Annotated in this window: 19 protein-coding genes and 1 pseudogene; 11 read left to right on the top strand and 9 right to left on the bottom strand. The window is 45.3% G+C overall.

Features of this window, described 5'->3' with window-relative positions:
* Positions 1 to 175: 175 nt before the first annotated feature.
* On the top strand, positions 176 to 1,207 hold the full coding sequence (gene dapD, locus AACQ75_RS02775; RefSeq protein ID WP_081245327.1) for a 2,3,4,5-tetrahydropyridine-2,6-dicarboxylate N-succinyltransferase: 1,032 nt from the start codon (positions 176 to 178) through the stop codon (positions 1,205 to 1,207).
* A gap of 120 nt (positions 1,208 to 1,327) precedes the next feature.
* Here dapD and AACQ75_RS02770 read toward each other — a convergent pair whose 3' ends face one another.
* Together AACQ75_RS02770 and AACQ75_RS02765 are read right to left on the bottom strand one after the other, a co-directional pair.
* On the bottom strand, positions 1,328 to 2,512 hold the full coding sequence (locus AACQ75_RS02770) for an NnrS family protein (RefSeq protein WP_094129800.1): 1,185 nt from the start codon (positions 2,510 to 2,512) through the stop codon (positions 1,328 to 1,330).
* Between the two features lie 179 nt (positions 2,513 to 2,691).
* Positions 2,692 to 3,825 carry a GNAT family N-acetyltransferase/peptidase C39 family protein gene (locus AACQ75_RS02765; RefSeq protein WP_170889449.1) on the bottom strand — a complete coding sequence of 378 codons (1,134 nt, stop codon included), beginning with the start codon at positions 3,823 to 3,825 and terminating at the stop codon, positions 2,692 to 2,694.
* A 70-nt stretch (positions 3,826 to 3,895) separates the two neighbouring features.
* On the opposite strand from AACQ75_RS02765, the gene AACQ75_RS02760 reads away from it, so the two are divergent.
* The 4 genes from AACQ75_RS02760 to AACQ75_RS02745 all read left to right on the top strand — a co-directional run bounded on the left by AACQ75_RS02760 (position 3,896) and on the right by AACQ75_RS02745 (position 8,072).
* Positions 3,896 to 5,347, top strand: coding sequence for a RimK family protein (locus AACQ75_RS02760; protein ID WP_017046561.1), 1,452 nt, complete (start codon positions 3,896 to 3,898; stop codon positions 5,345 to 5,347).
* A gap of 66 nt (positions 5,348 to 5,413) precedes the next feature.
* On the top strand, positions 5,414 to 6,355 hold the full coding sequence (locus AACQ75_RS02755; protein WP_170889448.1) for a zinc transporter ZntB: 942 nt from the start codon (positions 5,414 to 5,416) through the stop codon (positions 6,353 to 6,355).
* A 10-nt stretch (positions 6,356 to 6,365) separates the two neighbouring features.
* A complete protein-coding gene (locus AACQ75_RS02750) occupies positions 6,366 to 6,917 on the top strand; it encodes a gamma-glutamylcyclotransferase family protein (protein WP_170889459.1) in 552 nt (183 codons plus the stop codon).
* A gap of 156 nt (positions 6,918 to 7,073) precedes the next feature.
* A complete protein-coding gene (locus AACQ75_RS02745; protein ID WP_170889447.1) occupies positions 7,074 to 8,072 on the top strand; it encodes a substrate-binding domain-containing protein in 999 nt (332 codons plus the stop codon).
* 69 nt (positions 8,073 to 8,141) lie between these two features.
* On the opposite strand, the gene galM is transcribed toward AACQ75_RS02745, so the two are convergent.
* From galM to galE, 4 genes and pseudogenes are all read right to left on the bottom strand, one after another.
* Positions 8,142 to 9,176 (bottom strand): galactose-1-epimerase, encoded by a 1,035-nt coding sequence (galM, locus tag AACQ75_RS02740; RefSeq protein WP_249339394.1) that lies wholly within the window; start codon positions 9,174 to 9,176, stop codon positions 8,142 to 8,144.
* A 30-nt stretch (positions 9,177 to 9,206) separates the two neighbouring features.
* Positions 9,207 to 10,358: pseudogene (gene galK, locus AACQ75_RS02735) on the bottom strand (galactokinase); the annotation flags it as partial.
* A 189-nt stretch (positions 10,359 to 10,547) separates the two neighbouring features.
* Entirely contained in the window at positions 10,548 to 11,600 is a 1,053-nt protein-coding gene (locus AACQ75_RS02730) for a UDP-glucose--hexose-1-phosphate uridylyltransferase (protein WP_170889445.1), read from the bottom strand.
* 54 nt (positions 11,601 to 11,654) lie between these two features.
* On the bottom strand, positions 11,655 to 12,668 hold the full coding sequence (galE, locus tag AACQ75_RS02725) for a UDP-glucose 4-epimerase GalE (protein WP_064625843.1): 1,014 nt from the start codon (positions 12,666 to 12,668) through the stop codon (positions 11,655 to 11,657).
* 292 nt (positions 12,669 to 12,960) lie between these two features.
* On the opposite strand from galE, the gene AACQ75_RS02720 reads away from it, so the two are divergent.
* The 5 genes from AACQ75_RS02720 to AACQ75_RS02700 all read left to right on the top strand — a co-directional run bounded on the left by AACQ75_RS02720 (position 12,961) and on the right by AACQ75_RS02700 (position 19,139).
* Positions 12,961 to 14,271, top strand: coding sequence for an MATE family efflux transporter (locus AACQ75_RS02720; RefSeq protein ID WP_017046555.1), 1,311 nt, complete (start codon positions 12,961 to 12,963; stop codon positions 14,269 to 14,271).
* Positions 14,272 to 14,385: 114 nt separating this feature from the next.
* Entirely contained in the window at positions 14,386 to 15,534 is a 1,149-nt protein-coding gene (gene chrA / locus AACQ75_RS02715) for a chromate efflux transporter (protein ID WP_170889444.1), read from the top strand.
* 224 nt (positions 15,535 to 15,758) lie between these two features.
* Complete coding sequence (locus AACQ75_RS02710) at positions 15,759 to 16,907, top strand: HD-GYP domain-containing protein (RefSeq protein WP_017047485.1); 1,149 nt, start codon at positions 15,759 to 15,761, stop codon at positions 16,905 to 16,907.
* 176 nt (positions 16,908 to 17,083) lie between these two features.
* Complete coding sequence (locus AACQ75_RS02705; RefSeq protein ID WP_017047484.1) at positions 17,084 to 18,772, top strand: AMP-binding protein; 1,689 nt, start codon at positions 17,084 to 17,086, stop codon at positions 18,770 to 18,772.
* 154 nt (positions 18,773 to 18,926) lie between these two features.
* Complete coding sequence (locus AACQ75_RS02700; protein ID WP_017046551.1) at positions 18,927 to 19,139, top strand: VF530 family protein; 213 nt, start codon at positions 18,927 to 18,929, stop codon at positions 19,137 to 19,139.
* Positions 19,140 to 19,307: 168 nt separating this feature from the next.
* Here AACQ75_RS02700 and fusA read toward each other — a convergent pair whose 3' ends face one another.
* Positions 19,308 to 21,401 (bottom strand): elongation factor G, encoded by a 2,094-nt coding sequence (fusA, locus tag AACQ75_RS02695; RefSeq protein ID WP_017043055.1) that lies wholly within the window; start codon positions 21,399 to 21,401, stop codon positions 19,308 to 19,310.
* Positions 21,402 to 21,563: 162 nt separating this feature from the next.
* Positions 21,564 to 22,943, bottom strand: coding sequence for a DNA repair protein RadA (gene radA / locus AACQ75_RS02690; RefSeq protein WP_013856131.1), 1,380 nt, complete (start codon positions 22,941 to 22,943; stop codon positions 21,564 to 21,566).
* 191 nt (positions 22,944 to 23,134) lie between these two features.
* Between radA and AACQ75_RS02685 the strand changes: the two genes are divergently transcribed.
* Positions 23,135 to 25,480, top strand: a complete 2,346-nt coding sequence (locus tag AACQ75_RS02685; protein ID WP_170889443.1) for a PilZ domain-containing protein — start codon at positions 23,135 to 23,137, stop codon at positions 25,478 to 25,480.
* Between the two features lie 86 nt (positions 25,481 to 25,566).
* Here the strand turns inward: AACQ75_RS02685 and serB are convergent, their stop codons facing one another.
* On the bottom strand, positions 25,567 to 26,547 hold the full coding sequence (gene serB / locus AACQ75_RS02680; RefSeq protein WP_170889442.1) for a phosphoserine phosphatase: 981 nt from the start codon (positions 26,545 to 26,547) through the stop codon (positions 25,567 to 25,569).
* Between the last annotated feature and the right edge of the window lie 126 nt (positions 26,548 to 26,673).

Genomic DNA, 26,673 nt, shown 5'->3' with positions numbered 1-26,673 from the left:
TCTAAAGAAATACATCGCTAAAAAGACAAAAGGTATCGTTTTACGGACTTTCTCCCCTTTTGCCCTTTCCTACCCCTGCCTCACTCTTTATGATGCTTGATAAATCGAGTGCGCCGCAATGATGCTCAACCTACGCTGGCGAGCGCATCAATAGTGACAACATGGAGATATCAAAATGGCTTACTTTGCACTTGCCTTTGGCACGGCAACCAAAAACCGTGATGGAAAAATTATTGAAGCGTTTTTTCCAGCGCCAATTCTCAACCCAAGTGACGCACTAGTGAGCGAGCTTGCTCAAGTCTCTGGTTATGGCGAAGGCAACCAGTATCTCGACATCTCAACTGAGCAAAGCGCCCAACTCGCCGCGATATTTGCTCAACATGATCAGGCTAACAATGCCAATTTTGCCGATAAAGCCGCTAACGCCTCACAACCACTAGTGCTGGTTATTTTAGCTTCCGACCAACAACCTCAATCAGTCGCTGAAGGCTTTTTGAAGCTACAACTGATTTCACACCGTTTAGTGAAACCACACGGTACTGTGCTTGATGGTATTTTTGGCCTGCTGCACAACATCGCATGGACCAATGAAGGTCCTATCGACCTACCTGAACTAGCAGATCGTCAAATTGAAGCTCGCCTTGCAGGCCGAGCTTTAACGGTAGATTGTGTCGATAAATTCCCGAAAATGGTTGATTACATTGTCCCAGCGGGCATCCGTATTGCGGATACCTCGCGCGTTCGTCTTGGCGCGCACGTGGGCGAAGGTACCACTGTGATGCATGAAGGTTTTATCAACTTCAACGCTGGTACAACAGGCGTGAGCATGGTTGAAGGGCGTATTTCTGCAGGTGTGGTTGTTGGTAATGGATCGGACATCGGCGGTGGCGCTTCTATCATGGGTACGCTTTCTGGCGGCGGTAAGGTCGTGGTCTCTATCGGTGAAAACTCACTGCTTGGCGCAAATGCAGGCTTAGGTTTCCCACTCGGCGATCGCTGCACGATAGAATCAGGTTTATATGTAACTGCTGGTACTAAAGTGCGTATGCTCGATAACCAAGGCCAAGAAGTGGAAATCGTCAAAGCACGTGATTTAGCTGGTGTATCGGATCTACTTTTCCGCCGCAACTCGATCACAGGTCAAATTGAGTGTTTAGCCAATAAATCAGCCGTTGAGCTGAACAGCATGCTGCACAGCCATAACTGATCCAGTTTTTCTGATAAAAAGGCTTGGCGATGTGCCAAGCCTTTTTCTTTTGCGCGCTTTCTACTGCTAGGCTACTTTCTACTTTTTTATTTTGCTACTTCCACGTTACGAGCCAAACCGTTATCCCGGGTGGCCATCGACTCTCGGCGTAAGTAACATCGTGCCGAATTTCCACACAAACAGAGTAAAAGCCAATATCCAGAGTGCGGCGCTGATATTCACCATCAAAAAGAGTTGTGCTGGGAAAAACGCTACACCGAGGCTGCGTACCAATGCCGACATCATCAAAGCCGCAAACGCAATACTCATTTTAGGCCCTTGATAAATCGCCCTGCCGGTATGCCCCATAGTCACGCGTGCAATCATCGACAAAATCAAGCCTGAGATGGCTCCAATAGCAAAGAGATGGATCAGGTTATGAGTGACATATACATCATCAATCAACCCGCGCAGTAATAAGCTCAAAGGAATGCAGGCATACGCAGCGTGCAGCGACCAAACCAGAGGCTCACTCAATGTTAGCCATGGTTTCCAACGCATCCAACGTACCCACTGCGCTAACCCAGCCAGTAACATGATAGGCTGACCAATCTGCACCATCGTCAGCGGGAAGAAACTCAAAATAAACAAGGCCGCAATGGGTGCATTGGCTAACCAATCGAGCCATACCCATGGCTGTGCTTTTTCAAAGTTAAAACGCCTTGCGCTGAAGAAAGGGATCACGCGTGCTCCCATGACTGATAGCAACAATGTGAACCACCACAACATCGCCTGCCATACCGCCGCCGAGCTAAAGGGCGGCATTCCTTTAATGGTGGCATAACTCGCAAAGTTCGCGCCGATCGCTAAAATAAACAGCGGCACAAAAAAGAGATTTTTCCAGCCTTTCGCTTGCACTACTCGGCGGCCAATTTCATAGGCCGAAGCCGCCAAAAAAAGCGCTTCGACAGAAGAGATGACCCACAAAGGTGTCGGCGTCCACAATAAGATTCGAGGCGCTAACCACAAGGCGACTAACACGGCTAAGCGATAATGTTTCGTGCCATTTATGCCAGTCCAGTTCTGTACGGCAGTCAATAGAAAACCGACCACAATTGCCATAGCAAAACCAAACAGCATTTCATGTACATGCCACCACAGCGCAGGAACTTGCAATGCCGATGGCTGACCTGTTTGAAACATCCAGACCCATAACGTCACCGCTAAAACGGCATATACGCTACCGAGTAGGAAAAAGGGACGAAAACCAAGGCGCAACCAAGCGGGTATGCGTTGTTCTACTTTTATATCGGTAATATTGAGCACTGTGACCTCTTACGGCGGTAGTGGATATCATGACAGACGACCAACACCACAAGCACAATTTAAGCCAATAAAAATACCCAATAAAAACAATAAAATAAAAAATATCACTCAAAAAAAGAGTCATAACAACTCAAGAAAAAACAGTCATTATGACTCAATGAATTCACTTAAACTCTATCTTAACCAGTGGTTACACCAATAGCAGTGGTTACACGCATAGCACTGCGGTTCGGGCTAATCACCACACAAGCCGTCTGTTTTTGTTTACCAAAACCGATGATTTGTGACAGCGCTTTTTTGCCGACCGGAATGAAAGCCGAAGCCATCGCATCCGCTTCTGTTTCTGCATGAGGATCGTGAATGAAGAAGAATTTATCGCTCATACCACTGAGTACGATCCAATGCGGCTCTTTCTTACCATCGAAACGATAAGTGCTGATGAGTAGCAGCACACATGCCCCTTCCGTCACCCACGCTTCTAGTTGCTCTTGACTCGGTGGTGCATCAATCATCGCCACATCTTGATGACTAAGCTGCTCACAAAAATCAAGATGAACCAATTCGATAACTTGTTTTTTATTGGCATCTCGCACGCTATCAATAAAAGGCGTGCTTTTGGATTGGCTCCACAGCTCCACATGATAACCGCGTCGACTAGCAGCCAATGCCAACCCTTGGCCGCTGCACCCACCGTGCCCTGCCGCCATAAAAATCGTTGTTGCTTCTCGCCACAGTTGCAGCTCAGCGGTGCGACTCGGCTCAAACGATTTAGACAAGCAAGAAAAGCTCATCAGCAAACATGCCGCACCGCAAGTAAATGGCGTAGTCTGAACATAAAGTGGCATTGGCAATTGCACCTTAGGCCCTTGTGGCGACAAGCGTTTTTGCATCCGGCGTCCATTACACAAATCATCGTAATAATGGATAAGAAATTTCAGGGTTTTATAGCCCATTTTTTCATATAAATTTATCGCTGCCGTATTGTCTTCACGCACTTCTAATCGTAATGTAGTGGCACCTTGATCAAGAGCAGCACGCTCGCATTGCTCGACCAAATTTTGAGCAATCCTCCGGCCTCTGAAATCAGGTTTTACGGCAATCGAATACAACCTTGATAGCTGTGTACCTTGATGAAATAGTAGCAATGCATATCCAGCCAGCTCTGTGCCGGAATCGGCCACAAACAACACCGCTTGGTTGGAATGTAAAAAACGCTTCATTTGACGTGGAGAGATTTTATCTCCGTCAAACAGCTGTTGTTCTAACGCATTAAGAGCAGTGAGATCAGCACTTTTCGCAAGACGAAAGTCCATACGACGTCCTTAAGTGGTTGGCAAGATTGCGGCTCAATATTATTCCTATTGATTAAGGAAAAGAATAGCAATGGCAAACCTTTTGATCGTGACCGACCAGTCCAGTGACTGGCAACAATATTTCCCCTCAGAGCAAGTGGTAAGTGTAGACCAATACCTCAACAGTAATGGCACCCATACTCATCGCAGCCTGCAAGTGGTCAACCTGTGTCGCGATTATGGCTACATGAGCAGCGGCTATTACTGCTCGCTGATGGCAGAGGCACGCGGCCACCGCGTTATCCCTCGAGTGATGGCAATCAACGACATCAATCAACCCTTTTTACTCTCTTCTGGCTTATTGAAACTCAATAAACTGTGCGCCCAAACCGATTTTATACAGTGCAAAATTTATTTTGGCCGCACCGCAGAAAAAGGCTTGGATAAACTGGCTCGCCGCCTGTTTGAACAGTTTATGGTGCCCGTTATTGAGTTGGAAATGAACCGCGTTCAAGGGCAGTGGCAAATCAGCAAAATTGGCCCTTTCCCATTCCAAGATTTGAACGACCAAGAGCAAGATTTCTTCGTCGAATCATTAGAGCTGTTTTCAACCAAAGTTTGGCGTAAACCGAAGCAAGAGAAAAAATACCGTTACGATATTGCCATGCTGGTGGACGAAGAAGAGAAAATGCCACCTTCTGATCCCTCAGCATTAAAACGTTTTCGCCGCGCCGCAAACCGTTTAGGGGTTAACCTAGAAACCATTTCACCGGATGACTTATCGCGTTTGGGTGAATTTGATGGCTTGTTTATTCGCGCCACCACGAACATCAGTAATTACACTTACCGCTTTGCAAAAACGGCTGAGAAAATGGGCTTGGTGGTGATGGATGATTCTGAATCGATCATGAAATGCACCAATAAAGTGTTCTTAACTGAGTTGTTGCAACGCAACAAAGTGCCTGCGCCAAAAGGCGTGATTTTGCAAAGTTTTGATGAGCAATGGAAAAGCAATGTCATGCAGGAGTTGAGCTTTCCCATGGTATTAAAAATTCCAGATGGCGCATTTTCACGTGGCGTGGTCAAAGTACGCGACGAGCAAGAGCTGGAACGCGAAGCCGGCGCACTGTTTGAAAAAAGTGCTCTGATTTTGGCACAAGCCTTCATGCCAACTGACTTTGACTGGCGCATCGGTGTAATGAACCGCCAAGCCATCTTCGCCTGCAAATACATGATGAGCCGCGGCCACTGGCAAATTTATCAACACCACAACAGTGGCCGAGTCTCTTCTGGCGGCTTTGAAACCTTGGATTTAAAACAAGTACCTAAAAACGTGGTTGATGTTGCCTTAAAAGCGTCAAACCTTATCGGCAGTGGCCTGTACGGCGTTGACTTGAAAGAGATTGATGGCCAAGTTTACGTAATCGAAGTGAACGATAACCCTAGTATTGATCACCAAGTTGAGGATGCGTTTTTAGGCGATCTTCTTTACGATAGGATCATGACTGAGTTTCTGCGCCGTATTCAAATGCGCGGTTTCTGATCTCAATTGGTATAATCTACTGCTCCTCAATGCAGAGTCATTGAGGAGCAAGTGATAAGGATATTCATGGAATTTTTGATCGACCAGTGGCATTTTTCTGCATCCGCTCCGCAGCAAAAACTCAATAGTGCTTCACTGATTGAAGCAGGGAATTGGTATCACTGCCAACGCGATATTCCCGGTTTAAAAGAGTGGTTGCTGCAGTATCAGATCCCCACTTCAATTGTCGACAGCCTCTTAGCAGAGGACACTCGCCCACTGTTTGAACAATACGATGATGATAACTTTTTACTGATTTTGCGTGGCGTCAACATGAACGACAACGCCAACCCAGAAGATATGTTGAGCGTTCGCATTCTCTATTTCAATGGCGCGCTGTTTTCAACCCGAAAAATCCCGTCAAAAGCCGTCAATGTAATCCGTGACCTACTGCAGGCCGGGCAAGGCCCGCAAACTCTTTCAGATGTACTCGTGCAGATCATTGATGGTTTAAACAAAAACATCGATAACTACTTAAACAGCATTGAAGCGAAAGTCACCCAATACGATAACGAAATTGAACTCAGTGACGAGCTGATGCAGACGCATAAAGCGCTGCTCAAAATCAAACGTTTTATCAAACCTCAGCAATACGCCATCGATGATTTCAGTGATTCCAAAGTCTCGCTGGCAAATGATAGAAACTTGCGTCTGCGCCACAGCGTTAACACCATCACGCGCATTAATGAAACCCTCGATTTTTACCTTGGTGAGCTCGAACTGATCAAAGGGGAATTGCGTCAATATCATGCAGAGAAGATGAACCAAAACACCTATTTATTCTCGGTGATTGCGGCGATCTTCCTACCCACAAGCTTTTTAACTGGCTTACTTGGGGTTAATGTCGGCGGTATTCCCGGTACTGAATCCCCCGTTGCTTTTGCTCTCTTTTGCATCGCACTGGTTGGTATTTTTGGTTTAGAGTTTTGGATTTTGCATCGGTTACGTTTTTTCAACAAGGAGTCGTAATTCACTGATGATGTATATTTTTGGTTATGGCAGCTTAATCAACTCCGCTTCTCGCCAGTTAACAGGGCAAACAGGAAGAGCTATTCCCGTGGTCGCGCATGGTTTAGTTCGTTACTGGGGAAAAATTGATAAGAGCTACATATTGTCACCTTTGGTGGTGAATGAAGGACAAGGGCAAGTCAACGGGGTACTGCTGGAGATCGATGAAACCGCTTTGGCAGAATTTGACCGTCGAGAACGTGGTTATGAGCGAGTGCCCCTCAACGCTAATCAAATCGAGAGTAATGACGCTTTTAACCTTCAATGGCCGATTTGGGTTTATGTCAAAGAGGCACCAGAGCCTCCCTGCGAGCGAAGCCCTATCGTACAAACCTATGTCGATACCGTGCTGGCTGGTTGTTTAGAGTTTTCAGAAACCTTTGCGCGCCATTTTGTCGAGCACACGGTTGGCTGGCAACATCCGCTGATTAACGATCGCCTCGCGCCGAAATACGGTAATTTAGCAGGGGTAGAACCCTGTCATCATGCGATCATTGATGAGCTGATGGCTACGGTCCGTTAGCGCCTTAGCTTTTATTCCAATTTTAAACGTTTACATTAATTAGAAGCCTTGATTTACCTGTATAGAAAGTCGTAATTATCACATTGATTGCATTGTTCGTTTGCCTTATTTACACCACCATTGTTAAATACAGCGAGCAATAGCAAGAGGTGTAATATGGCTACCATAAAAGATGTAGCTCGCGAAGCAGGTGTGTCAGTGGCAACGGTTTCACGAGTCATCAATAAATCCCCTAAAGCGAGTAAAACATCGATTGAAGCGGTCACCGCCGCAATGAGTTTACTTGGTTATCGGCCTAACGCCGCCGCACGAGCTTTAGTCAGCCAAAGTACCGACACCATAGGCGTGCTAGTCAGTGACGTTTCCGATCCTTTTTTTGGCATGCTCGTGAAAGCGGTCGATAATGTGGCTCATGACAATGGCAAGCATCTGTTGATTGGCAATGGTTATCACCGTGCTGAAGAAGAGCGCCAAGCGATTGAACTGTTGATCAACAGCCGTTGTGACGCTTTGGTGATTCACTCGAAAGGTTTATCGGATCAAGAATTGATCGACTACGCCGCCGAAGTGAAATCGATGGTATTGATCAACCGTCATATCCCGCAACTGGCTAACCGCTGCATCTCATTGGATAACTACAAAGGTGCTTATTTGGCGACTGAATTTTTAATCCGCCACGGTCATAAAAAAATCGCTTGTATTGGCTCTTCTCATTCGATTGAAGACGCTACAGATCGCGTAGCTGGTTATCAAGCCGCATTGAAAGATCACGGTATTGAAATCGCTCCTAATTACATCGAGTTGGCCGAACCACACAGCGAAGGTGGCGAGCAAGCGATGACTCACTTGCTGATCCGTTCGATCGACATGACTGCCGTGGTCGCCTACAACGACAATATGGCAGCGGGCGCGTTAAATGTGCTTGAGGAGAATGGTGTAAAAAGCCCTGAGCAAATTTCAGTGATCGGCTTTGATGATGCGTTGATCGCACGCTACATTCGCCCAAGGCTGACCACCATCCGCTACCCAATCGAGATGATGGCTGAAAAAGCCGCTAAACTGGCACTCCAATTAGCCCGTGGCGAAACGATAGAAAAAGAACCGATGATTTTCTCACCGACTTTGGTGCGTCGAGGTTCGGTAGAAAAAATCTGACGCACTCAGGTTACACTTTCACTCGCCACTTTGGGCATCAATACTCAACATCTAAGCGACGCACCCACCTTAAACGTCAAATTGGTAAATGGTGGTATGAGTATATTCTTGCCCTGGCAGAGTAATACAGCTGGGTTGCTGCCATTCGGCATGATTGGGAGCATCCGGCAAGTATTGAGTTTCTAATGCGACCCCCGCATAGCCTTGATAAACCCCACCGCGCCGATTGGGCGTCCCCGATAGCCAGTTTCCACTATAAAGTTGTATGGCAGGCTTAGTCGTAAATACGCTCATGGTTACCTTTGCATCTGGTGACTTAAGTTGCGCGGCGCACACGGTTAAATCAGTTTTATCAGGCAATAAATAACTGTGGTCATACCCTTTGCTTGCTTGTTGCTGCTCATCTTTGAGTAAGTCACGACCTATTGATTTTGCAACGCGAAAATCAAAGCCCGTGTCGATGACAGATTTTGGCCCTGACAATGGGATTCCATGTGGATCTGTGGGTAAAAATTGATCGGCTTTTATAAAGAGTGAATGATCTAAAATCGTATGATCACTCTCTGCGCCTAGCAAATTAAAATAGGCGTGGTTGGTTAAATTAAGCGGCGTTGGTTTATCTGTGGTCGCTAAATAGCGGAGGATCAATTGATTCTGATCGTTCAGTTCATAGCTCACGGCAATGTCAACATTACCGGGAAAACCTTGGTCACCATCCGATGAATGGATTGAAAACGTCACCTGTTGAGCACTTTTGTGAGCAGTAGTCCAACGACGCTGATCTAACCCTTCAAGACCGCCATGCAAACTATTTCCAGCTTGGTTGGTCGTCACTTGATAGCGTTGATCATTTAATTCAAATTGGCCTTTAGCGATCCGGTTGGCATAACGGCCCACAGTGACGCCCATATAGCTTTGTTGCTGCTGGAAGTCGCTCATGGTGGAAACACCCAACAGAACTTCTCTGCGTTCCCCATCCTTAAGCGCCAACTCACAACTGAGCCATGTCGCGCCAATATCCATTAATACTACGCGGCTACCAATGCGGTTAGTCAAACTAACAAGTTGTGCAGGGCGGCCATCATAGGCCACTTGCTGAGCCATAGTGTGAACAAGTGAAGATGTACAGCAAGCCTCCACTAGACCAGCTCCCTTTTTTGCTTGGCAGACGTAAATCGACGCTTTCAGGCCAGTCGCCACTTCATATTTCTCATCGACAGCCGCTTTCACTGCATCAACCAATGTCGGTGGGACAAGTGCCACAATACAGCCACCAAAGCCGCCCCCAGTCATACGCACACCGCCTTGGTCACCAATCACTTCTTTGATGATATCAACCAAGGTATCAATCTCTTTGACCGTAATTTCGAAATCATCACGCATCGATGCGTGTGATTGGGCCATCAGCTCGCCCATGCGCTTCATGTCGTGGGCTCGCAGCGCTTGGGCCGCTTCAACAGTACGGTCATTTTCAGTAATGATGTGACGAGCACGTTTAGCCACCAACTCATCAAGCTCAGAAACTTTTTGGTTAAACTGTTCAATGCTTACATCACGCAGCGCTTTGACGCCAAAAATACGCGCAGCCTCTTCACACTGCTGACGGCGGGTGTTGTATTCGCTATCCACCAAGCCGCGTTTTTTATTGGAGTTGACGATCACGACTGCCATCTCTTCTGGCATTGAAACCGCTTGTGTTTCTAGGCTACGGCAATCTAAAAGTAGCGCGTGGTTTTCACGACCTTGCGCCGAAATCATTTGATCCATAATACCGCAATTACAGCCGACAAATTCGTTCTCGGCCTGTTGACCATTTAGTGCAATTTCCGCTTGAGAAATATCCAGTTGATAAAGTTCTTTAAAAGTTTGACCGATCACGACCTCAAGCGCAGCCGAAGAGCTAAGCCCCGCTCCCTGTGGAACATTACCGCTGACAGTAATATCCGCCCCGGTAAACGAGTACCCACGCGCAAGCAAACATTTCACCACGCCGCGAATGTAGTTCGCCCACATTTTGTCTTGTTGGAAAGTAATCTCTTGGGTGAGGTCAAACTCATCAAGTGCATTGCCATAATCAACAGATACGATGCGGACTAAATTATCTTCACGCTTGGCAGCCGCTACCACGGTTTGATAGTTAATTGCGCAGGGGAGCACAAAACCGTCGTTATAGTCGGTGTGCTCACCAATCAAATTTACACGGCCTGGCGCTTGGATGATATAGCTAGGCGCGTAGCCCAACACTTGCTCAAAAGACGCTTTCACATTTTGGATTAAATCAAACATTTGCATTCCTAAACTCATAAACTGGTTTTCATTTCCCATTAACCACTTAGCGCTATGAAAAAAACTTTGTTAAGCCCAAGTCGTTGGAGGCGCAGCGAGGTGATAAGTAAATTCAGCCAATGAACATAGATTACCTATGTTCTTAGGGTGCGTTTACGCAGCAACAAGGCTACAACTGCACAGATGACGTTACTGCTCTTTGTAGTGAACATCACTTAGCTCGCGCAGACGCTGCACCGCTTGTTCTGCGGTTAAATCTCGTTGGCTTTCAGCCAACATTTCATAACCCACCATAAACTTACGAATCGAGGCACTGCGCAGTAGTGGTGGGTAGAACAGTGCATGCAGTTGCCAATGGTCAATGTTCGTACCCTCTTCAAAGAAAGGCGCGTAATGCCAGCCCATAGAATAAGGGAAAGAACATTGGAACAGGTTGTCGTAACGGCTGGTCAGTTTTTTAATCGCAACGGCGAGATCGTCACGTTGCGCATCACTCAACTCACTCATGCGACGGATATGCGTTTTTGGCAGCAACATGGTTTCAAATGGCCATGCAGCCCAGTAAGGCACAACAGCCACCCAATGCTCTGTTTCCAGCACAATGCGTGAGCCATCTTTCAGCTCAGCTTGCACATAATCCACCAGCAGGTTACTACCCTGTTGTTGGTAATACGCTTTTAGGTTGTGCTCCTTGCGTTCAATTTCATTGGGTAAGAAGCTATTAGCCCAAATTTGGCCGTGTGGGTGAGGCTGGGAACAACCCATGGTTTCGCCTTTGTTCTCAAATGCTTGCACCCAAACGTACTCTTTACCTAACTCTTCGATTTGATCGTTCCACGTATCAATCACGCTGCGAATGTTGCCCACGGGTAACTCTGGCAGAGTTTTGCTGTGATCTGGAGAGAAACAAATCACTCGGCTCAAACCACGCACACCTTGAGTTTTGAATAGAGGGCTATCGGACTTCGGTGCATCTGGCGAATCTACCATCAGTGCTGCGAAGTCGTTGTTGAATACGTATGTACCTCGGTAGTCTGGGTTGGCATCACCTGAGATGCGCGCGTTTGTCGGACAAAGAAAACACTTCTCATCATAACTTGGCAGTTCATCTACCGCTGGCTTTTCATCAGCCCCGCTCCAAGGACGTTTGGCGCGATGTGGTGAGACTAAAATCCACTGCCCCGTGAGTGGGTTGTAGCGACGATGTGGATGATCCACTGGGTTAAATTCAACATTCGACATATTGCTTACTCAATTATGCTATTTGATAGTCCGGCGCGTCACGCCGGATAAAAACTAGTACCCTTGCGGGTTATTGGATTGCCAATGCCATGTATCAGCAGCCATTTCATTGATACTGCGCGTCGCCTTCCAAGCCAGATCTCGCTCCGCTTTTGTGGTACTAGCCCAACACTCGGCAATATCACCCGAGCGTCGTGAGCAAATCTCATAAGCAATAGGAACACCACTTGCTTGAGCAAAGGCTGAAACTATCTCTAACACACTCGATCCGTTACCCGATCCAAGGTTGTAAATATGCCTTCCCGCTTTCATCGCAACCGTATTTAAAGCGGCCAAATGGCCATCGGCTAGATCCATAACATGAATGTAATCACGCACACCCGTACCATCCGGTGTGGGGTAGTCGCTACCAAATATGGATAACTTCTCGCGGCGACCTACCGCAACTTGGGCAATAAACGGCATCAGATTATTCGGCACACCTTGCGGGTCTTCGCCCATAGTGCCAGAAGGGTGAGCCCCCACAGGGTTGAAGTAACGCAGTAAGGTCACGCTCCAATCTGGCTCAGCAACCACTAAATCCGACAGGCACTGCTCAACCATATATTTGCTACGACCGTAAGGATTGGTGGTTGATCCGGTTGGAGAATCTTCAGTTATCGGCACGATTTCAGGATCGCCATACACTGTCGCCGATGAACTGAATACAATACTTTTCACTCCAGCTTTACGCATACTGCGCGCTAGCACCAACGAACCATTGACGTTATTGTCATAATATTCGAGCGGTTTTATCACGGATTCACCGACGGCTTTTAAACCTGCGAAATGAATCACAGCATCAATATTATGTTCAGAAAATACCTTATCGAGAAAGGCCTCATCACGGATATCACCATGATAAAACACGGGCGTTTTATCTGTCAGTGCATGGATACGGCTTAATACTTCAATCTTCGCGTTAGATAAGTTGTCAACGATAATGGGGTCGATACCCGCTTGTATCATTTGTACACAGGTATGACTTCCGATATAGCCCATGCCGCCCGTCACTAATACTTTCACCATACTCTCCTATTGGGATACCGATAGAGGTTGATTCTCGCTCTTGAAAAAGTCTAACAGCCTTACTCGCTTTCAATCTGTGATCAAAACACCACAATGTAAACGTTTCCACGAAAACTCTAAAACAATTCCCTTCACTTAACTGATTTTATTTAAATTACGTATACAATACGCACAGGTAGGCTCTAGTGAGATATTTTGCAGCCCACCACCTTGCACCATCATCTTCTCTAGTTCGACTTACCTTGCTGAGTTTTAGCCCATGACCCAAAGCCGTGTAGAACTGAATAACCGAATGAATATCGTCACTTTGACTTGGCCGATCTTTATTGAGATTTTATTACGGACGGCGATTAACACCAGTGATGTGTTTATGCTGAGTAGTTATTCAGACAAGGCTGTATCAGCGGTTGGGGTTATCACTCAAATCAATTTTTTCTTGCTGATTGTCTCAATGATGGTCAGCAGTGGTACTGGGATCCTAATTGGGCAATACAATGGCTCTGGCCGCCAAAGTGAATCGGCACATGTTGGGGTGGCCAGTTTACTGCTTGGATTAATCATTGGCTCATCGCTCAGTTTAGCCGCTTATTTGAGCGCTAATTCAGTCATGAATGCCTACGGCCTAGAAGCGCAGGTTGCACAATATGGCTATGAATATCTGGTTATCAGTGGCAGCTTTACAGTAAACGTTACCATCGGCATTGTACTGGCGACGATTTTGCGCAGTAACGGCTACTCCAAAGCGCCGATGTTCATTAATTTATTTGCCGGATTATTGAATATCATCGGTAACTATATTGCTATTTTTCAACCCTTTGGACTGCCCGTCTACGGTGTACAAGGGGTTGCGATATCAACAGTGTTCAGCCAAATTGTCAGCACTATTTTGCTGTACTACACCGTTAAGTACTACCACATATCACTACCGGTGAAAGAGTGGAAAATCATCCCGAAGCCGCTATACCAGAAGATCATCAAGATCGGCATGATGAATGCGGGAGAGATTCTTTCCTATAACATGATGCAACTGACGGTGATTTTTTTCGTTGTAAAAATGGGCACGGCTTCACTGGCCGCGTTTACTTATGCGCAAAATATTGCCCGTCTCGCCTTTGCATTCTCAGTGGCTCTTGGGCAAGCCGGGCAAATTCAAACTAGCTACTACATTGGTAAAGGTTGGGTGGATGAGATTCTGACTAAAGTTCAACAATATTTTGTGGTTGGCTTTCTCGTCTCCAGCACATTGACGATCTCAATTTATCTACTGCGCGCTGACATCATCGCCCTCTTCACTTCTGATCCTGAGATAACGGCCTTGGTCGCAGGGTTAATTGCTGGCTCCATTGCAATGGAAGCCGGGCGCACGTTTAACCTAATTTTTATTGCCGCACTCAAAGGCGCAGGAGACATTCGCTTTCCAGTGCAGATGGGCATATTAAGCATGTGGACTTTTGGCGCAGGTTTAACTTACTTATTTGGCCTACATTGGGGATGGGGAGTTATGGGTGCATGGGTGGCCATTTCGGTGGATGAATGGTTCAGAGGCATCATCATGTTTAGGCGTTGGCGATCTAAGGTTTGGACTAAGTTTAAACTCAGTTAACCCATGCCAATCTGTCTATCATTTTCCTGCGGTTTACAAATGGTTAATGATTAAATTTGAATCTGCTCAAACATCCTTTTAAAGTAGCAAAACAACGTCTATTTAAGAGTGCTTATGCACATGTTTACTATTTTCAAAACTTTTTTTCTGCTTGGATGGATAAGCTTTGGCGGGCCAGCCGCTCACATTGGTTATTTCCGCAATACATTCGTTGAAAAATTAAAATGGATTGAAGATAAAGAATACGCACAGATCGTTGCCTTAAGTCAGTTTTTGCCAGGGCCAGGTTCAAGCCAAGTTGGGTTTGCACTAGGGTACCATCGTGGTGGCTTACTGGGTGGATGCGCCGCTTTTGCTGGTTTTACACTCCCTTCAGTTTTGATCATGGTTGCCCTTGCCATCGCCAGCAGCCAATTACTACAAGCCCCCTTATTTCAAAACGTGATTCACGGCTTAAAACTGCTAGCCGTTGTGGTTGTCGCGGATGCCACATGGGGAATGTATAAAAACTTCTGTAAGAATCACTTAACTGTTGGGTTGTGTGTGGCCACCGCTGTGATGCTGATTGTTGCACCCAGTATTGGAACGCAAATCGGAGTTCTCATTGCGGCAGCGCTGATCGGAGTGAAATGGCTCCCTAGTCAAGATTTAGCAACTGAACGTTCATTTGTCCCCGCTTTCATCCCTTTCACTCTCTTTATTGGCTTACTGGTCGGTTTACCTTTTGCCACACACTTGATGCCTGAAATCGCTCTATTTAACCACTTTTATCAAGCGGGTAGCTTAGTGTTTGGCGGTGGGCATGTCGTACTTCCATTGCTGCAAAATTTGGTTGGCGACGCGCTTGACCCGGATCTATTTTTAACAGGATATGCCGCAGCACAAGCGGTTCCTGGTCCAATGTTTACCTTCGCCACTTACATTGGCTACGCTCTACTACCACAAGCGCCAATCTTAGGCGCAACGCTGGCGACCATTGCCGTCTTTTTGCCGGGGTTTTTGTTACTGCTCGGCGTGCTTAAAAATTGGCAAGCCTTAGCAAACTATCGATCAGTATCAGGAGCAATCAACGGTGTTAACGCCGCCGTCGTTGGTTTGCTGCTCTCAGCCTTATATCACCCTGTATTTACAAGCTCGGTCAGCAATCATCTAGATATGGCGATCGTTCTGATCGGTTTTTACCTACTAAAACAGCTCAAACTGCCTATTGTCTGGCTGGTTATATTCTTTATGCTCAGTGGTATTGCACTTGGATTAAACTGAAATTGGCCATACGCCTTGTGACTAAAAATGGCGTCAAATAGCCGTATCTATCTAGTGACTCAGCGTCATCCAGCGGCTTTCCAGTACCACCTCATATTGCTTGGTTATATAACCCATTTTTTAGTTAAATTTCACGCACGCATCGCTTATCTGTTCTAAACTTATCAATTAGAAGAGCCTCTCCATTTCAACCTTGGAGACCCTGTAGCGCAGAGGAACACGCGATGGATACGCATAGCAAAGGTTGCGAGCACGCCTATTTTCCACATGTTGGTCCACTCAATAAGCAACTGGCTAACATACACCAACGAATGCAAGTCAAAGTCCCAGAGATTGACCGTATCTCTTTTGCGCTATACGACCATCACCATGACAATTTGAAAACCTACGCCGACAGCACCTTTCACGGGGGCGAGCTTATACATTACGAGTTTCCACTTGCTGAGCTTCCAGTCCTTAAGCAATGCGCACAAAATGGCCAGAGTCGTAGCGTTGAAAATATCCCAATCCAATTGAAGCCAGACTATCCTCATACTCGCTGGCTAATTGAGCAAGGTTATTGTTCATCACTGGCGATTCCGACTTACCACCAGCAAGCATTTATTGGCTTTATTTTCCTCAACTCGTGTCAAAGCCATTTGTTTACCGAACAGGTAAGGCAGAATGTAGAACCTTTTATTGAGATGATTCGCTTTGCAGTTTGCTCTGAATACGATTTAGTCCACACTATTTTAGAGACTGTAAATTTGACTCAAGCGCGCTCCCCAGAGCATCAACTGGAATCGAAAGAGCATAAAGAACGTATTAGCTGTTATGCCAAAGTCATCGCTACTGAGGTTGCTGACATTTATCAACTGGATGATGAAACCATTGATAACATCATCCAGTTTTCGCGCTATCACGACATAGGCAAACTTGCCCTACCGACAAGCTTATTACTTAACCCAAATTCATTAGATAAACCAGAGCGTGCTCAACTGTATAGCCACATAGAAAAAGGTATTGAAATCATTAATCAAATTATTGATGACATAGGTACACCTGATCACCCTTGCATATCCATATTAAAAGAGATCGTCGCTTATCATCATGAGTTTTTGGATGGCAGTGGCTATCCTTACGGCCTAATGCAAGACAATATCCCGATATCGGCACGCATTATTGCTGTTGCCAACGTCTTTGATGCCTTAACAAGCCATCGTCCATACAAACAAGCTTGGTCTGTTCCTTTTGCCCTTCTCGAACTGGAAAAAATGGTCGTGAGCGGCAAGCTTGATAAACACTGTGTCAATGCCCTTCGCTATCATCAAGATTACTTAAAACATGTGATTGATATTCACCCAGAAATCGACCCGAAGGATAGATTCAACTGAACAGAAATAAACGTCACTCTGAGTTAATAGTGTCAAAATAAGAAAGTGAATCCAGCGCGCAACTTTAACGTTTAGTAGCTACAATCTTCTTTTACCTAACCATTCCACCATGCTAAAGTTAACAAAACATTAACATAAGAATAATAATATTTTTGCCAATAACATGGAGTTAGAGAATGATTCAGCCTAACGAGTTAAGCAAAGCAACTTGTGCTCTCCCACCACCGAATGAAATGATCTTGAAATGGGCAGCGGAACGCCCCAACCAAGTTTATTTAAGACAAATTATTAACCGAAAATTTGTTGAATACACCTATGCTGAAGTGGCCGACAAAGCACTCAGGCTCGCCTCGGCGCTACAAGCGCTAGGGGCAAAACCCCAAGATAAAATTGCACTCATTTCCAAAAACTGCGCTGAATGGTTTGTGTGTGATCTCGCAATGATGCTCGGCGACTTTGTCAGTGTTCCCATTTTTCCAACGGCTGGCGCCGATACCATCGAATACTGCCTCACCCATAGCGAAACAAAAATAGTCATTGTGGGTAAACTCGATAACGGCCAAGCCACCCAACAAGTATTGAGCCATTTGCCAGATATCATCAGTATTGCGCTACCCTATGATTCAGCTCCCATTTGCGATCACCTGTTTACAAAATTGATTGAGCACTATCCGCCAAGCACAGAACGCCCTGTACATTATGACAATAAGTTGATGTCTTTAGTCTATACATCGGGTACGTCAGGCTTGCCGAAAGGGGCTATGCTAACCTACGGTGCATTTAGCTGGTCAGCTCAACAGCTTATAAACCACATTGGCATTCAAGAAAACGACCGTTTATTTTCCTACCTCCCTTTAGCTCATATTACTGAACGTGTTTATATTTTTGGCTCTTCCATCATGGGTGGGGTACAAACGGCTTTCCCTGAATCATTAGACACCTTTATTGAAGATGTCAAAATGCAGCGCCCGACGCTCTTTATCTCAGTACCAAGGTTATGGACTCTATTTCAGCAACGCATTCAAGACAAATTACCGCAGAAAAAGCTCAATTTTCTGCTAAAGATCCCTTTTGTAAGCACGCTGATTAAGAAGAAACTTGCTGATGGCTTAGGGCTTGATCAAGCACGTGTGCTTGGTTGTGGCTCGGCTCCCGTATCACCGGCGTTATTAGAGTGGTATCACCAAATTGGGCTAAACATTACCGAAGCTTGGGGCATGACAGAATCTTTTGCTTATAGCACCCTGAACTACCCGTTTAGAGCCGACAAATTGGGGTCGGTTGGACGAGCAGGCCCAGGAATCGAACTTAAAATCGCTAATAATGATCATGAGATTATGGTGCGTGGCCAAGGACTATTTTCTGGCTATTATAAAAATGACATTGCAACTCAAGAGTCATTTGATAAAGAAGGATGGCTACATACTGGCGATATCGGTTTTATTGATGCTGAAGGTTATCTCACCATTCAAGGGCGCAAAAAGGACACCTTTAAAACAGCCAAAGGCAAGTTTGTGGCTCCCGTACCTATCGAAAATAAACTGTTCGAATACACTCGAGTCGAGATGATGTGTCTGATTGGCTTAGGGCTTCCCGCCCCTATTTTGCTGGTTGTTCCACATAATTTCCCTCATTTTGATCGCGTTCGTTATGAGCGTACTACTCAAAAAGTCATTAAGCGGATGAATGAGGAATTGGAATCGCATGAGCAAATCAAAGGCGTGCTGATGATAAAGGAGCCATGGTCAATCGAAAATGGTGTCCTCACTCCTACCTTAAAAATCAAGCGGCATGTATTAGAGCAGAAATATCATGAAATGGGGCACAATTGGCCAAAAGGACAACTGGTTGTTTGGGAAGAGTAATCCATTCTAATTGAGCAGGTTGGACTTAGCCTCTAACCTGCCAATACACCAAGTTTTCACACTAACAACCTCCTATATTGCCTAATATTTTGTCCTAATTTAACTCCTGTGCCTGCTATACTTAGCTTAAATAACGCCATTGAATAATTGGATCATGACACAAGATAATAACCCGCTGCATGGGGTCACTTTAGAAAAACTACTCACGGAGCTCGTTGAATACTATGGCTGGGAAGAGCTCAGCTATATGGTCAATATTAACTGCTTTAAAAAGGATCCGAGTATTAAATCAAGCTTGAAGTTTTTACGTAAAACTGAATGGGCACGTATTAAAGTGGAAGAAATCTATATCAACCTTAAGGGCTAACTAAACGATATGAATTGAGTGGTATAAACTACCTTCACCCGGCAGTTTCCACTTTTATCGGTTCTGCTTTTATCGGTTTTTATGCCCTTTTCTATTTCGTTGTTACATAAAAAAGCCCCACCAGCTTTCACTGGTGGGGCTTTTTACGTTCAGCTTAGCTTTTAAGAATTACTTCTTATCTGCTTCTTTACGTGCTTTAACGTCAGCAATAACTTGCTCTGCAACGTTTGCAGGACATGCAGCGTAGTGTGAGAACTCCATAGAGAACTGACCACGACCAGATGTCATTGTACGTAGGTGACCGATATAACCAAACATTTCAGATAGAGGAACGTTCGCTTTAATACGTACACCTGTTACGCCAGCTTCTTGATCTTTAATCATGCCACGACGACGGTTAAGGTCACCGATAACATCACCAACGTGATCTTCTGGAGTAAACACGTCAACGTGCATAATTGGCTCTAGAAGTTGAGCGCCAGCTTTAGGCATAGATTGACGGAATGCACCTTTCGCTGCGATTTCAAATGCGATTGCAGATGAGTCAACTGCGTGGAAGCCACCGTCGAACAGTTCAACTTCAACGTCTAGTACAGGGAACCCAGCAAGAACACCTTGGTCCATCATAGACTTAAAGCCTTTCTCTACCGCAGGCCAGAATTCTTTAGGTACGTTACCACCAACAACTACTGATTTGAACGTGAAACCTGAATTTGGCTCACCTGGTTTGATACGGTAGTCGATCTTACCGAACTGACCAGAACCACCAGACTGTTTCTTATGCGTATAGCTGTCTTCAATTGCTTTAGTGATAGTTTCACGGTAAGCAACTTGAGGAGCACCAACAATAAGATCAATGCCGTGTGTACGCTTAAGGATATCAACTTTGATATCTAGGTGAAGTTCACCCATACCTTTTAGGATGGTTTCGCCAGTTTCTTCATCAGACTCAACTTGGAATGATGGATCTTCTGAAACCATTTTACCTAGCGCAATACCTAGCTTCTCAGAACCGCCTTTGTCTTTAGGAGCAACAGCGATAGAGATTACAGGCGTTGGGAAAATCATTGGCTCAAGAGTACATTCGTGTTTAGGATCACATAGAGTGTGACCAGTTTTCACGTTTTTCATACCAACGATAGCGATGATATCACCCGCTTGAGCGGAATCAAGTTCGTTACGATCGTTCGCGTGCATCTCAACCATACGGCCAATACGCTCAGTCTTACCAGTAGCACTGTTAAGAATGGTGTCACCTTTCTTCAGTTTACCAGAATAAATACGGATAAACGTTAGGGCACCAAAACGGTCATCCATGATCTTGAATGCAAGTGCGCGGAATGGTTCGTCAACAGAAACTGTTGCAACTTTACCAGTAGGCTCACCTGTTTCAGGATCAGTCAGATCTTGAGGTACAACTTCAGCTGGAGCTGGAAGATAATCAACAACGGCATCTAGTAGAAGTTGCATGCCTTTGTTTTTGAATGCTGAACCACAGAATGTAGGGAAGAACGCTAATTCACGAGTACCTTTACGGATACAAGCTTTTAGTTGCTCAATAGTTGGCTCTTCGCCTTCCATATAAGCCATCATTAGCTCGTCGTCTTGCTCTACTGCAGTTTCGATTAGCATTTCACGGTATTCTTCAACTTGCTCTACCATGTCTGCTGGAATTTCTTTGATTTCGTAGTTTTCTGGCTGACCTGAATCATCCCAAACGTAAGCTTGACGGTTTAATACGTCAACAACGCCAACGAATTCGTCTTCACGACCAATTGGAAGAGTCATAACAAGTGGGTTTGCGCCAAGAACTTTCTTCACTTGTCCTACAACGCGGAAGAAGTCTGCACCCATACGGTCTAGTTTGTTTACGAAGATCAGACGAGCTACTTCTGAATCGTTCGCGTAACGCCAGTTAGTTTCTGACTGAGGTTCAACACCGCCAGAACCACAGAATACACCAACACCGCCATCAAGAACTTTCAGAGAACGGTAAACTTCAACTGTGAAGTCAACGTGCCCAGGAGTATCGATAACGTTAAAACGGTGATCTTTCCAGAAACAAGTCGTCGCTGCTGATTGAATTGTGATACCGCGTTCAGCTTCTTGATCCATGAAATCCATGGTAGAAGCGCCATCGTGTACTTCACCTGTACGGTGGATTTTACCAGTAAGCTTAAGAATACGCTCAGTGGTAGTGGTTTTACCGGCATCAACGTGCGCGAAAATACCAATGTTTCTGTATTTTGATAAATCTGCCATTGTCTTACTCTGTTAATAAGGTATAAAGTGCGCGCAGAGTATATCACAATCTGTCAAGACTGATACCCTTGCATACGCTTGCTTGAAAAAAAATATAGTACGGTTACGAACTGTCGGTGAAATATAGGTCATAACCGTAAAAGAGGCGAGTTTAATTAAGATTTATAACTCATCAAATGCTTCAATTGCTTCAGATAATTTCTTCACACCGTGCAATTGCATGCCCGGTATTCCACCTTTAGGCATATTCGCCATCGGAATAATTGCTTTCTTAAAACCATGTTTAAATGCTTCATTTAATCGCTCTTGACCACTAGGTACTGGCCGAATTTCTCCGGCCAAACCGACTTCGCCAAACACCACAACATCTTTAGCAAGTGGTTTATCTCTGAAGCTTGAAAGCAGTGCCATGAGAAGTGCTAAGTCGGCGCTTGTTTCCGTCACTTTAACGCCACCAACCACATTAACAAACACATCTTGATCGGACATTTGTAAGCCACCGTGCTTGTGAAGCACTGCCAACAATAAAGATAAGCGATTTTGCTCAAGCCCAACGGCGACTCGCCTTGGGTTCGCTAATTGTGAATAGTCAACCAGTGCTTGGATCTCCACTAGCAGTGGACGCGTTCCTTCCCATACGACCATCACCGAACTGCCCGAAGTATCTTCTTCGCCTCGCGAAAGGAAAATGGCAGAAGGATTACTCACTTCACGCAAGCCCTGTCCCGTCATGGCAAAAACGCCGAGTTCATTGACCGCACCAAATCGGTTCTTGTGACTGCGCAATGTACGAAAACGACTATCAGTCCCTCCGTCGAGCAATACCGAGCAGTCAATAATATGCTCTAGCACTTTTGGACCAGCCAAAGAACCGTCTTTAGTAACGTGTCCGACTAAAAATACGGCAACGTTGTTTTGCTTAGCGTAGCGTGTGAGCGTTGTCGCAGACTCGCGCACTTGTGCCACCGTACCGGGAGAGGATTGGACATCAGCCACATGCATCACTTGAATTGAGTCTATGACCATGATGCGGGGCTGCTCTTTTTCAGCGATTTGGCAAATGCGATCTACATTGGTTTCCGACAGCATTTTAAGCTTATCTTTAGGTAAACCAAGACGAGAGGCTCGCATCGCGACTTGCTGAAGCGATTCTTCACCCGTGACATACAAAGCAGGCATTGACGCCGCGAGCTGACACATGGTTTGCAGTAATAAAGTCGATTTCCCAGCGCCAGGGTTACCACCGATTAAAATCGCCGCGCCGGGTACGACACCACCACCCAATACACGGTCCAACTCTTTAAAGCCGCTAGAAAACCGTGGGACTTCCTGCAGATTAATATCCGACAGCACTTGGACTTGTGATTCCGTTACTGCCCCAGCGTAACCACCTAGTCGCTCATTACGTGCAACCTGCGGCGATGCTGCCAAGCGTACTTCGGTGATAGTATTCCATGCACCACAAGCACTACATTGACCTTGCCAACGCGGAAAATCTGCGCCGCAATCATTACATACATAGGCGCGTTTTGCTTTTGCCATGCTTCCTCAACAATTCCTGTTTCTTGTTGGTAACCTATACTTTTCAAGCTTAAAGATTAAACTGTTAAGTAATCATGAAGTGATATAGGTTGATTTACGTTTAAATAAAGGTTGAACCTTCGCAACAGATAACTAAAGATTATGATAACGATGCCGATTAATCTTTGAGACGGACACTCTAACAGAAAAGTATGCAGCAATCTGAAATTCTATCAATCGCAGAGCGTTTGATCCCAGCTTACCGTTTACCTGATTTTGAATACCTTCTTTCACAAATGACAGAAGATGAATCACCGTCGGCAAAATTACTGGTCAAAATGGAGCTCAATCGCATCATGGCTCCTTGTGTTAAAAGTATTGACTTGCGAGGTCGGGTACAAGGGGAATGCCGAGAATATGAATTAGATGGCCGCAAACATTGGTTCGACGATGTGGCCTTTAACGCGTATCACAAAGGGGTCAAAAAATTTGGTGCGTACACGGAAGGTGTATGGGAAGCATTAAACAATACGCCAAACAACTTCCGTGTGATGCAACAACGTGGTGCCCAAAACCCACAAAAAGACGGTGGTGGCAGTACGTTTTTTGAGGCTGAGCCAATTAAGCTTGGTTATGATCTCAAGCGTCAAGAAAATCGCTTAAAAGTCACCTCACAAGTTGAGATTCACCTACCTAGTAAACAGCTGGTCAATGGCCTCAGTGTTGATCTATCCGTTTCGGGTGCAAAATTTAAAGTTCCCGCCGCTTTTAACTACAAGCTCGGTGAGGTGATCAAAGTCTATTTTTCCGAACTCAACAAAACGTCAGAAGTGGTTGGACTGCACCACGCCATTGAATATCGTATTTTAGGTATTGATGAGTCTTACGATAACGATGCCGTGAAATTTCTGCGTACACTAAAACTTTCCGACACTAACATCATCGAAAAAGTGATTACTGAATCGCTGCAAAATAACACTCAAAAAGCGCGCCACGATAACCAAGATAAACTAATCCGAGCTCGAACCCGTGGTTACGAGCACACCTATTTAAAACACACCTGTAACTTACCAGTGTTTTTTAGTGGCAGTGAATTGAAGTTGGTGCTGCTGACTGAAAATAACCAACCGATCTGGCAATACTGGCACGACGAGCGTAATCAACAAGCACTCGGTTCGTTATTCAATAAAGAGCGGATGGAACAGTTAACCAAGCCGGGGATGCGGGGTAGCAATAATGTGCTTTATGCTTTTAAGCATGAACATCAGGAAAAAACGCTCTTTTTTTCAATGATGATGCCAGAGGCCAACCGTGAACAAAGAAAAATGTTTTGGCATGTTGGTGCTCGTCGACAAAGTTGGAAAGCGTTTCGCTTATTTGTCTTTGAACTCTCGGATGAAGAGCGTCAAGAACTTGCGGTTCATGCCCATGAATTGTCAGATCGCTCAAGCCACTTAACGCACTGTGGCGTTTTACAAGAAATTGGCGATGAGGATTCGGCAAAAGATTACCTATTGACTGACAAACCCAATTTACCCAATAGCGAACTCAATAAATTTCGTCATCCAAGGCAGATCATTGGTCAACCTACAGGCATTTATTTTGATGCTCGCTCGCGTAGAAAAGAGCCTCGTTACCAATTCAAGACACCGCTAACCATCACCTCAGACTCTGGAGTAAATGCGGCTGGCCATACGGTTGATTTATCTAAACGTGGTTTAAGTATTATTGTTGATACACCACTACCAGTGAAAGCAGGCGATAACGTCACCATCAATTACCACGAATTACAGCTTTACGACAAAAAGCTGCCACTGCATAGCCTTCCCTATAATGTCATTCGAATTGGGCCCGAAGGTCGGCGTCTACAATTGGTGATAGAAGAAAATATACATACCATCAAAACAATCGCTTTTTTCAATAGCATTATAGAAAACAATCAAGATAAGTTGTTACAGAAAGAAGAAGTACTACCAAGTCATAACTTGCTGGAAGGGTTGCACAACATTTTGCTTGATAAGATGATAAGTTCGCCAATTTTCGTTGATAAACACGGTGCAAATTTACGCCCTAAAGTGATTGGCGTAAATTACCCCTTGCCGCCTCATCTTGTGTTACTGGCTAAATTAGGCCAAGAAAATCGCATCACGTTAGAGCCAATATTCAAAGGCCACACCAATACGCTACTGGCTAAACCGATGCGGCGCATTGAAGGAGCGATACCGCAATATCACGACGTTTATATTGCGGCAATCAAATTTGGCACGCGTATTCAATCAATCCAATCGAAATTATTAAGTGATTTTGAAAACACTAAAGAGCGTATTGATTTCATTCAAAAAGCGCAGCACATGGGTGAAATTTACATCTTGAGGATTTGCAGTGCACCCGTCTTTGACCCAATCACTACGCTGCTGCGCAGTGATCTCAATGAGTTGGCACAAATTAGTCTTCATCACGCTCGTACGCTAGAAAAAGAGATCACCTCAATCATTGGTTATGGAGAGGTGATCGATATTACAGAAGAAGTATTGATTCGCTTAGAGCTGACCTTGTAAAAGCGACTGACTTTTGTAAAAGAGAGTGTGGGTAAAAGAGAGAGTGGGCATCGCTCACTCTCTTATCTCTTGCTGTTGAGCTTTACTTAAGGCTTCACTTTCCAACTGAGTTTTTGCTGCTTCACCAATGAGGCAGAGAGAATACAGAGCACGCCACCAAGGCCTGCAAAACGGACCGCCGCTTGTGCTTTTTCTTCAACTTTAGGTTTAGCATGATAAGCAACGCCTAACCCCGCGGCAGCCATCATAACTAAATCATTCGCCCCATCGCCAACCGCGACAGTATTGTGCAATTCAATCTCATAACGTTGTGCTAACTCAACCAAAATATCGGCTTTGGTTTGTGCCGAAACGACATCACCTAGTACTTGACCAGTAAGCTTGCCATCAACAATTTCCAACGTATTGGATTGCGCATGATCAAGTTGCAGTTCGCTTTTTAAATAATCTGAAAAATAGGTAAAGCCACCGGATGCAATCGCCGTTTTCCACCCCAATGCATGCAGTGTTGCTACCAGTTCACGTAAATCGGGCATCATGGGTAATGTAGAGCGAACCGCTTCAAGAATCGACTCATCGGCACCAGCAAGCTTTCCAACCCGCTGACGCAAGCTTTGCTCAAAATCCAATTCACCTTGCATCGCTCGCTCAGTGACTTCGGCCACCTCCTCTCCGACACCCGCTAACTTAGCTATCTCATCAATACATTCAATTTGAATCACCGTGGAGTCCATATCCATCACAATCAAACCCGGTTTAGAAAGGTCTGGTACTTCACACAAACGGGCATAATCAATTTCGAGCCCTTGTAAAATTTTCTCGTGCTCTGTTGTCAGCTCACCTGACATCAACGCCACTTCATAATGCCCCACTTTCCACATATCGAGGACAGCGTTGTAGTAACCTGTAAAAAAGTCAATATCATCAAAATGTTGAGTGGAGAGATAAGGTGCAAAAACAATCCAACTTGCTTTTGCTTTGTCAAATTGTGAAGAGAAACGAGTTTCAGGCAAGCGGTTGAGCAGCGTTGTGTGCCTTTTGATCGGCAATGTTTTGAGGGCATCCATGTTTATATCATTCCTTAATCAATCCTTTTCCTTCAGCCTGCTTAAACGCACCACAAGCAAAAAGGGATCAACTCGATTCAATGCTCGAGTATCAATAAATGGGTGTATGCCCCTGACGTTACCCTA

Origin of the sequence: Vibrio sp. B1-2, from assembly GCF_963888445.1 — a bacterium.
Taxonomy (GTDB): Bacteria; Pseudomonadota; Gammaproteobacteria; order Enterobacterales; family Vibrionaceae; genus Vibrio; species Vibrio anguillarum.
The sequence above is the reverse complement of the archived record's forward strand: the minus strand, read 5'-3'. Positions and strand labels throughout refer to the sequence as shown.

Coding starts and splice junctions, on each gene's coding strand:
- AACQ75_RS02730 (WP_170889445.1), bottom strand. CDS start 11,600: ATGTCGAATGTTGAATTTAACCCAGTGGATCATCCACATCGTCGCTAC.
- fusA (WP_017043055.1), bottom strand. CDS start 21,401: ATGGCAGATTTATCAAAATACAGAAACATTGGTATTTTCGCGCACGTT.
- AACQ75_RS02705 (WP_017047484.1), top strand. CDS start 17,084: ATGATTCAGCCTAACGAGTTAAGCAAAGCAACTTGTGCTCTCCCACCA.
- AACQ75_RS02685 (WP_170889443.1), top strand. CDS start 23,135: ATGCAGCAATCTGAAATTCTATCAATCGCAGAGCGTTTGATCCCAGCT.
- AACQ75_RS02755 (WP_170889448.1), top strand. CDS start 5,414: ATGGAATTTTTGATCGACCAGTGGCATTTTTCTGCATCCGCTCCGCAG.
- galE (WP_064625843.1), bottom strand. CDS start 12,668: ATGGTGAAAGTATTAGTGACGGGCGGCATGGGCTATATCGGAAGTCAT.
- radA (WP_013856131.1), bottom strand. CDS start 22,943: ATGGCAAAAGCAAAACGCGCCTATGTATGTAATGATTGCGGCGCAGAT.
- AACQ75_RS02745 (WP_170889447.1), top strand. CDS start 7,074: ATGGCTACCATAAAAGATGTAGCTCGCGAAGCAGGTGTGTCAGTGGCA.
- serB (WP_170889442.1), bottom strand. CDS start 26,547: ATGGATGCCCTCAAAACATTGCCGATCAAAAGGCACACAACGCTGCTC.
- galM (WP_249339394.1), bottom strand. CDS start 9,176: ATGGCTCAGCAAGTGGCCTATGATGGCCGCCCTGCACAACTTGTTAGT.
- AACQ75_RS02710 (WP_017047485.1), top strand. CDS start 15,759: ATGGATACGCATAGCAAAGGTTGCGAGCACGCCTATTTTCCACATGTT.
- AACQ75_RS02700 (WP_017046551.1), top strand. CDS start 18,927: ATGACACAAGATAATAACCCGCTGCATGGGGTCACTTTAGAAAAACTA.
- AACQ75_RS02765 (WP_170889449.1), bottom strand. CDS start 3,825: ATGGACTTTCGTCTTGCGAAAAGTGCTGATCTCACTGCTCTTAATGCG.
- AACQ75_RS02750 (WP_170889459.1), top strand. CDS start 6,366: ATGTATATTTTTGGTTATGGCAGCTTAATCAACTCCGCTTCTCGCCAG.
- chrA (WP_170889444.1), top strand. CDS start 14,386: ATGCACATGTTTACTATTTTCAAAACTTTTTTTCTGCTTGGATGGATA.
- AACQ75_RS02760 (WP_017046561.1), top strand. CDS start 3,896: ATGGCAAACCTTTTGATCGTGACCGACCAGTCCAGTGACTGGCAACAA.
- AACQ75_RS02720 (WP_017046555.1), top strand. CDS start 12,961: ATGAATATCGTCACTTTGACTTGGCCGATCTTTATTGAGATTTTATTA.
- dapD (WP_081245327.1), top strand. CDS start 176: ATGGCTTACTTTGCACTTGCCTTTGGCACGGCAACCAAAAACCGTGAT.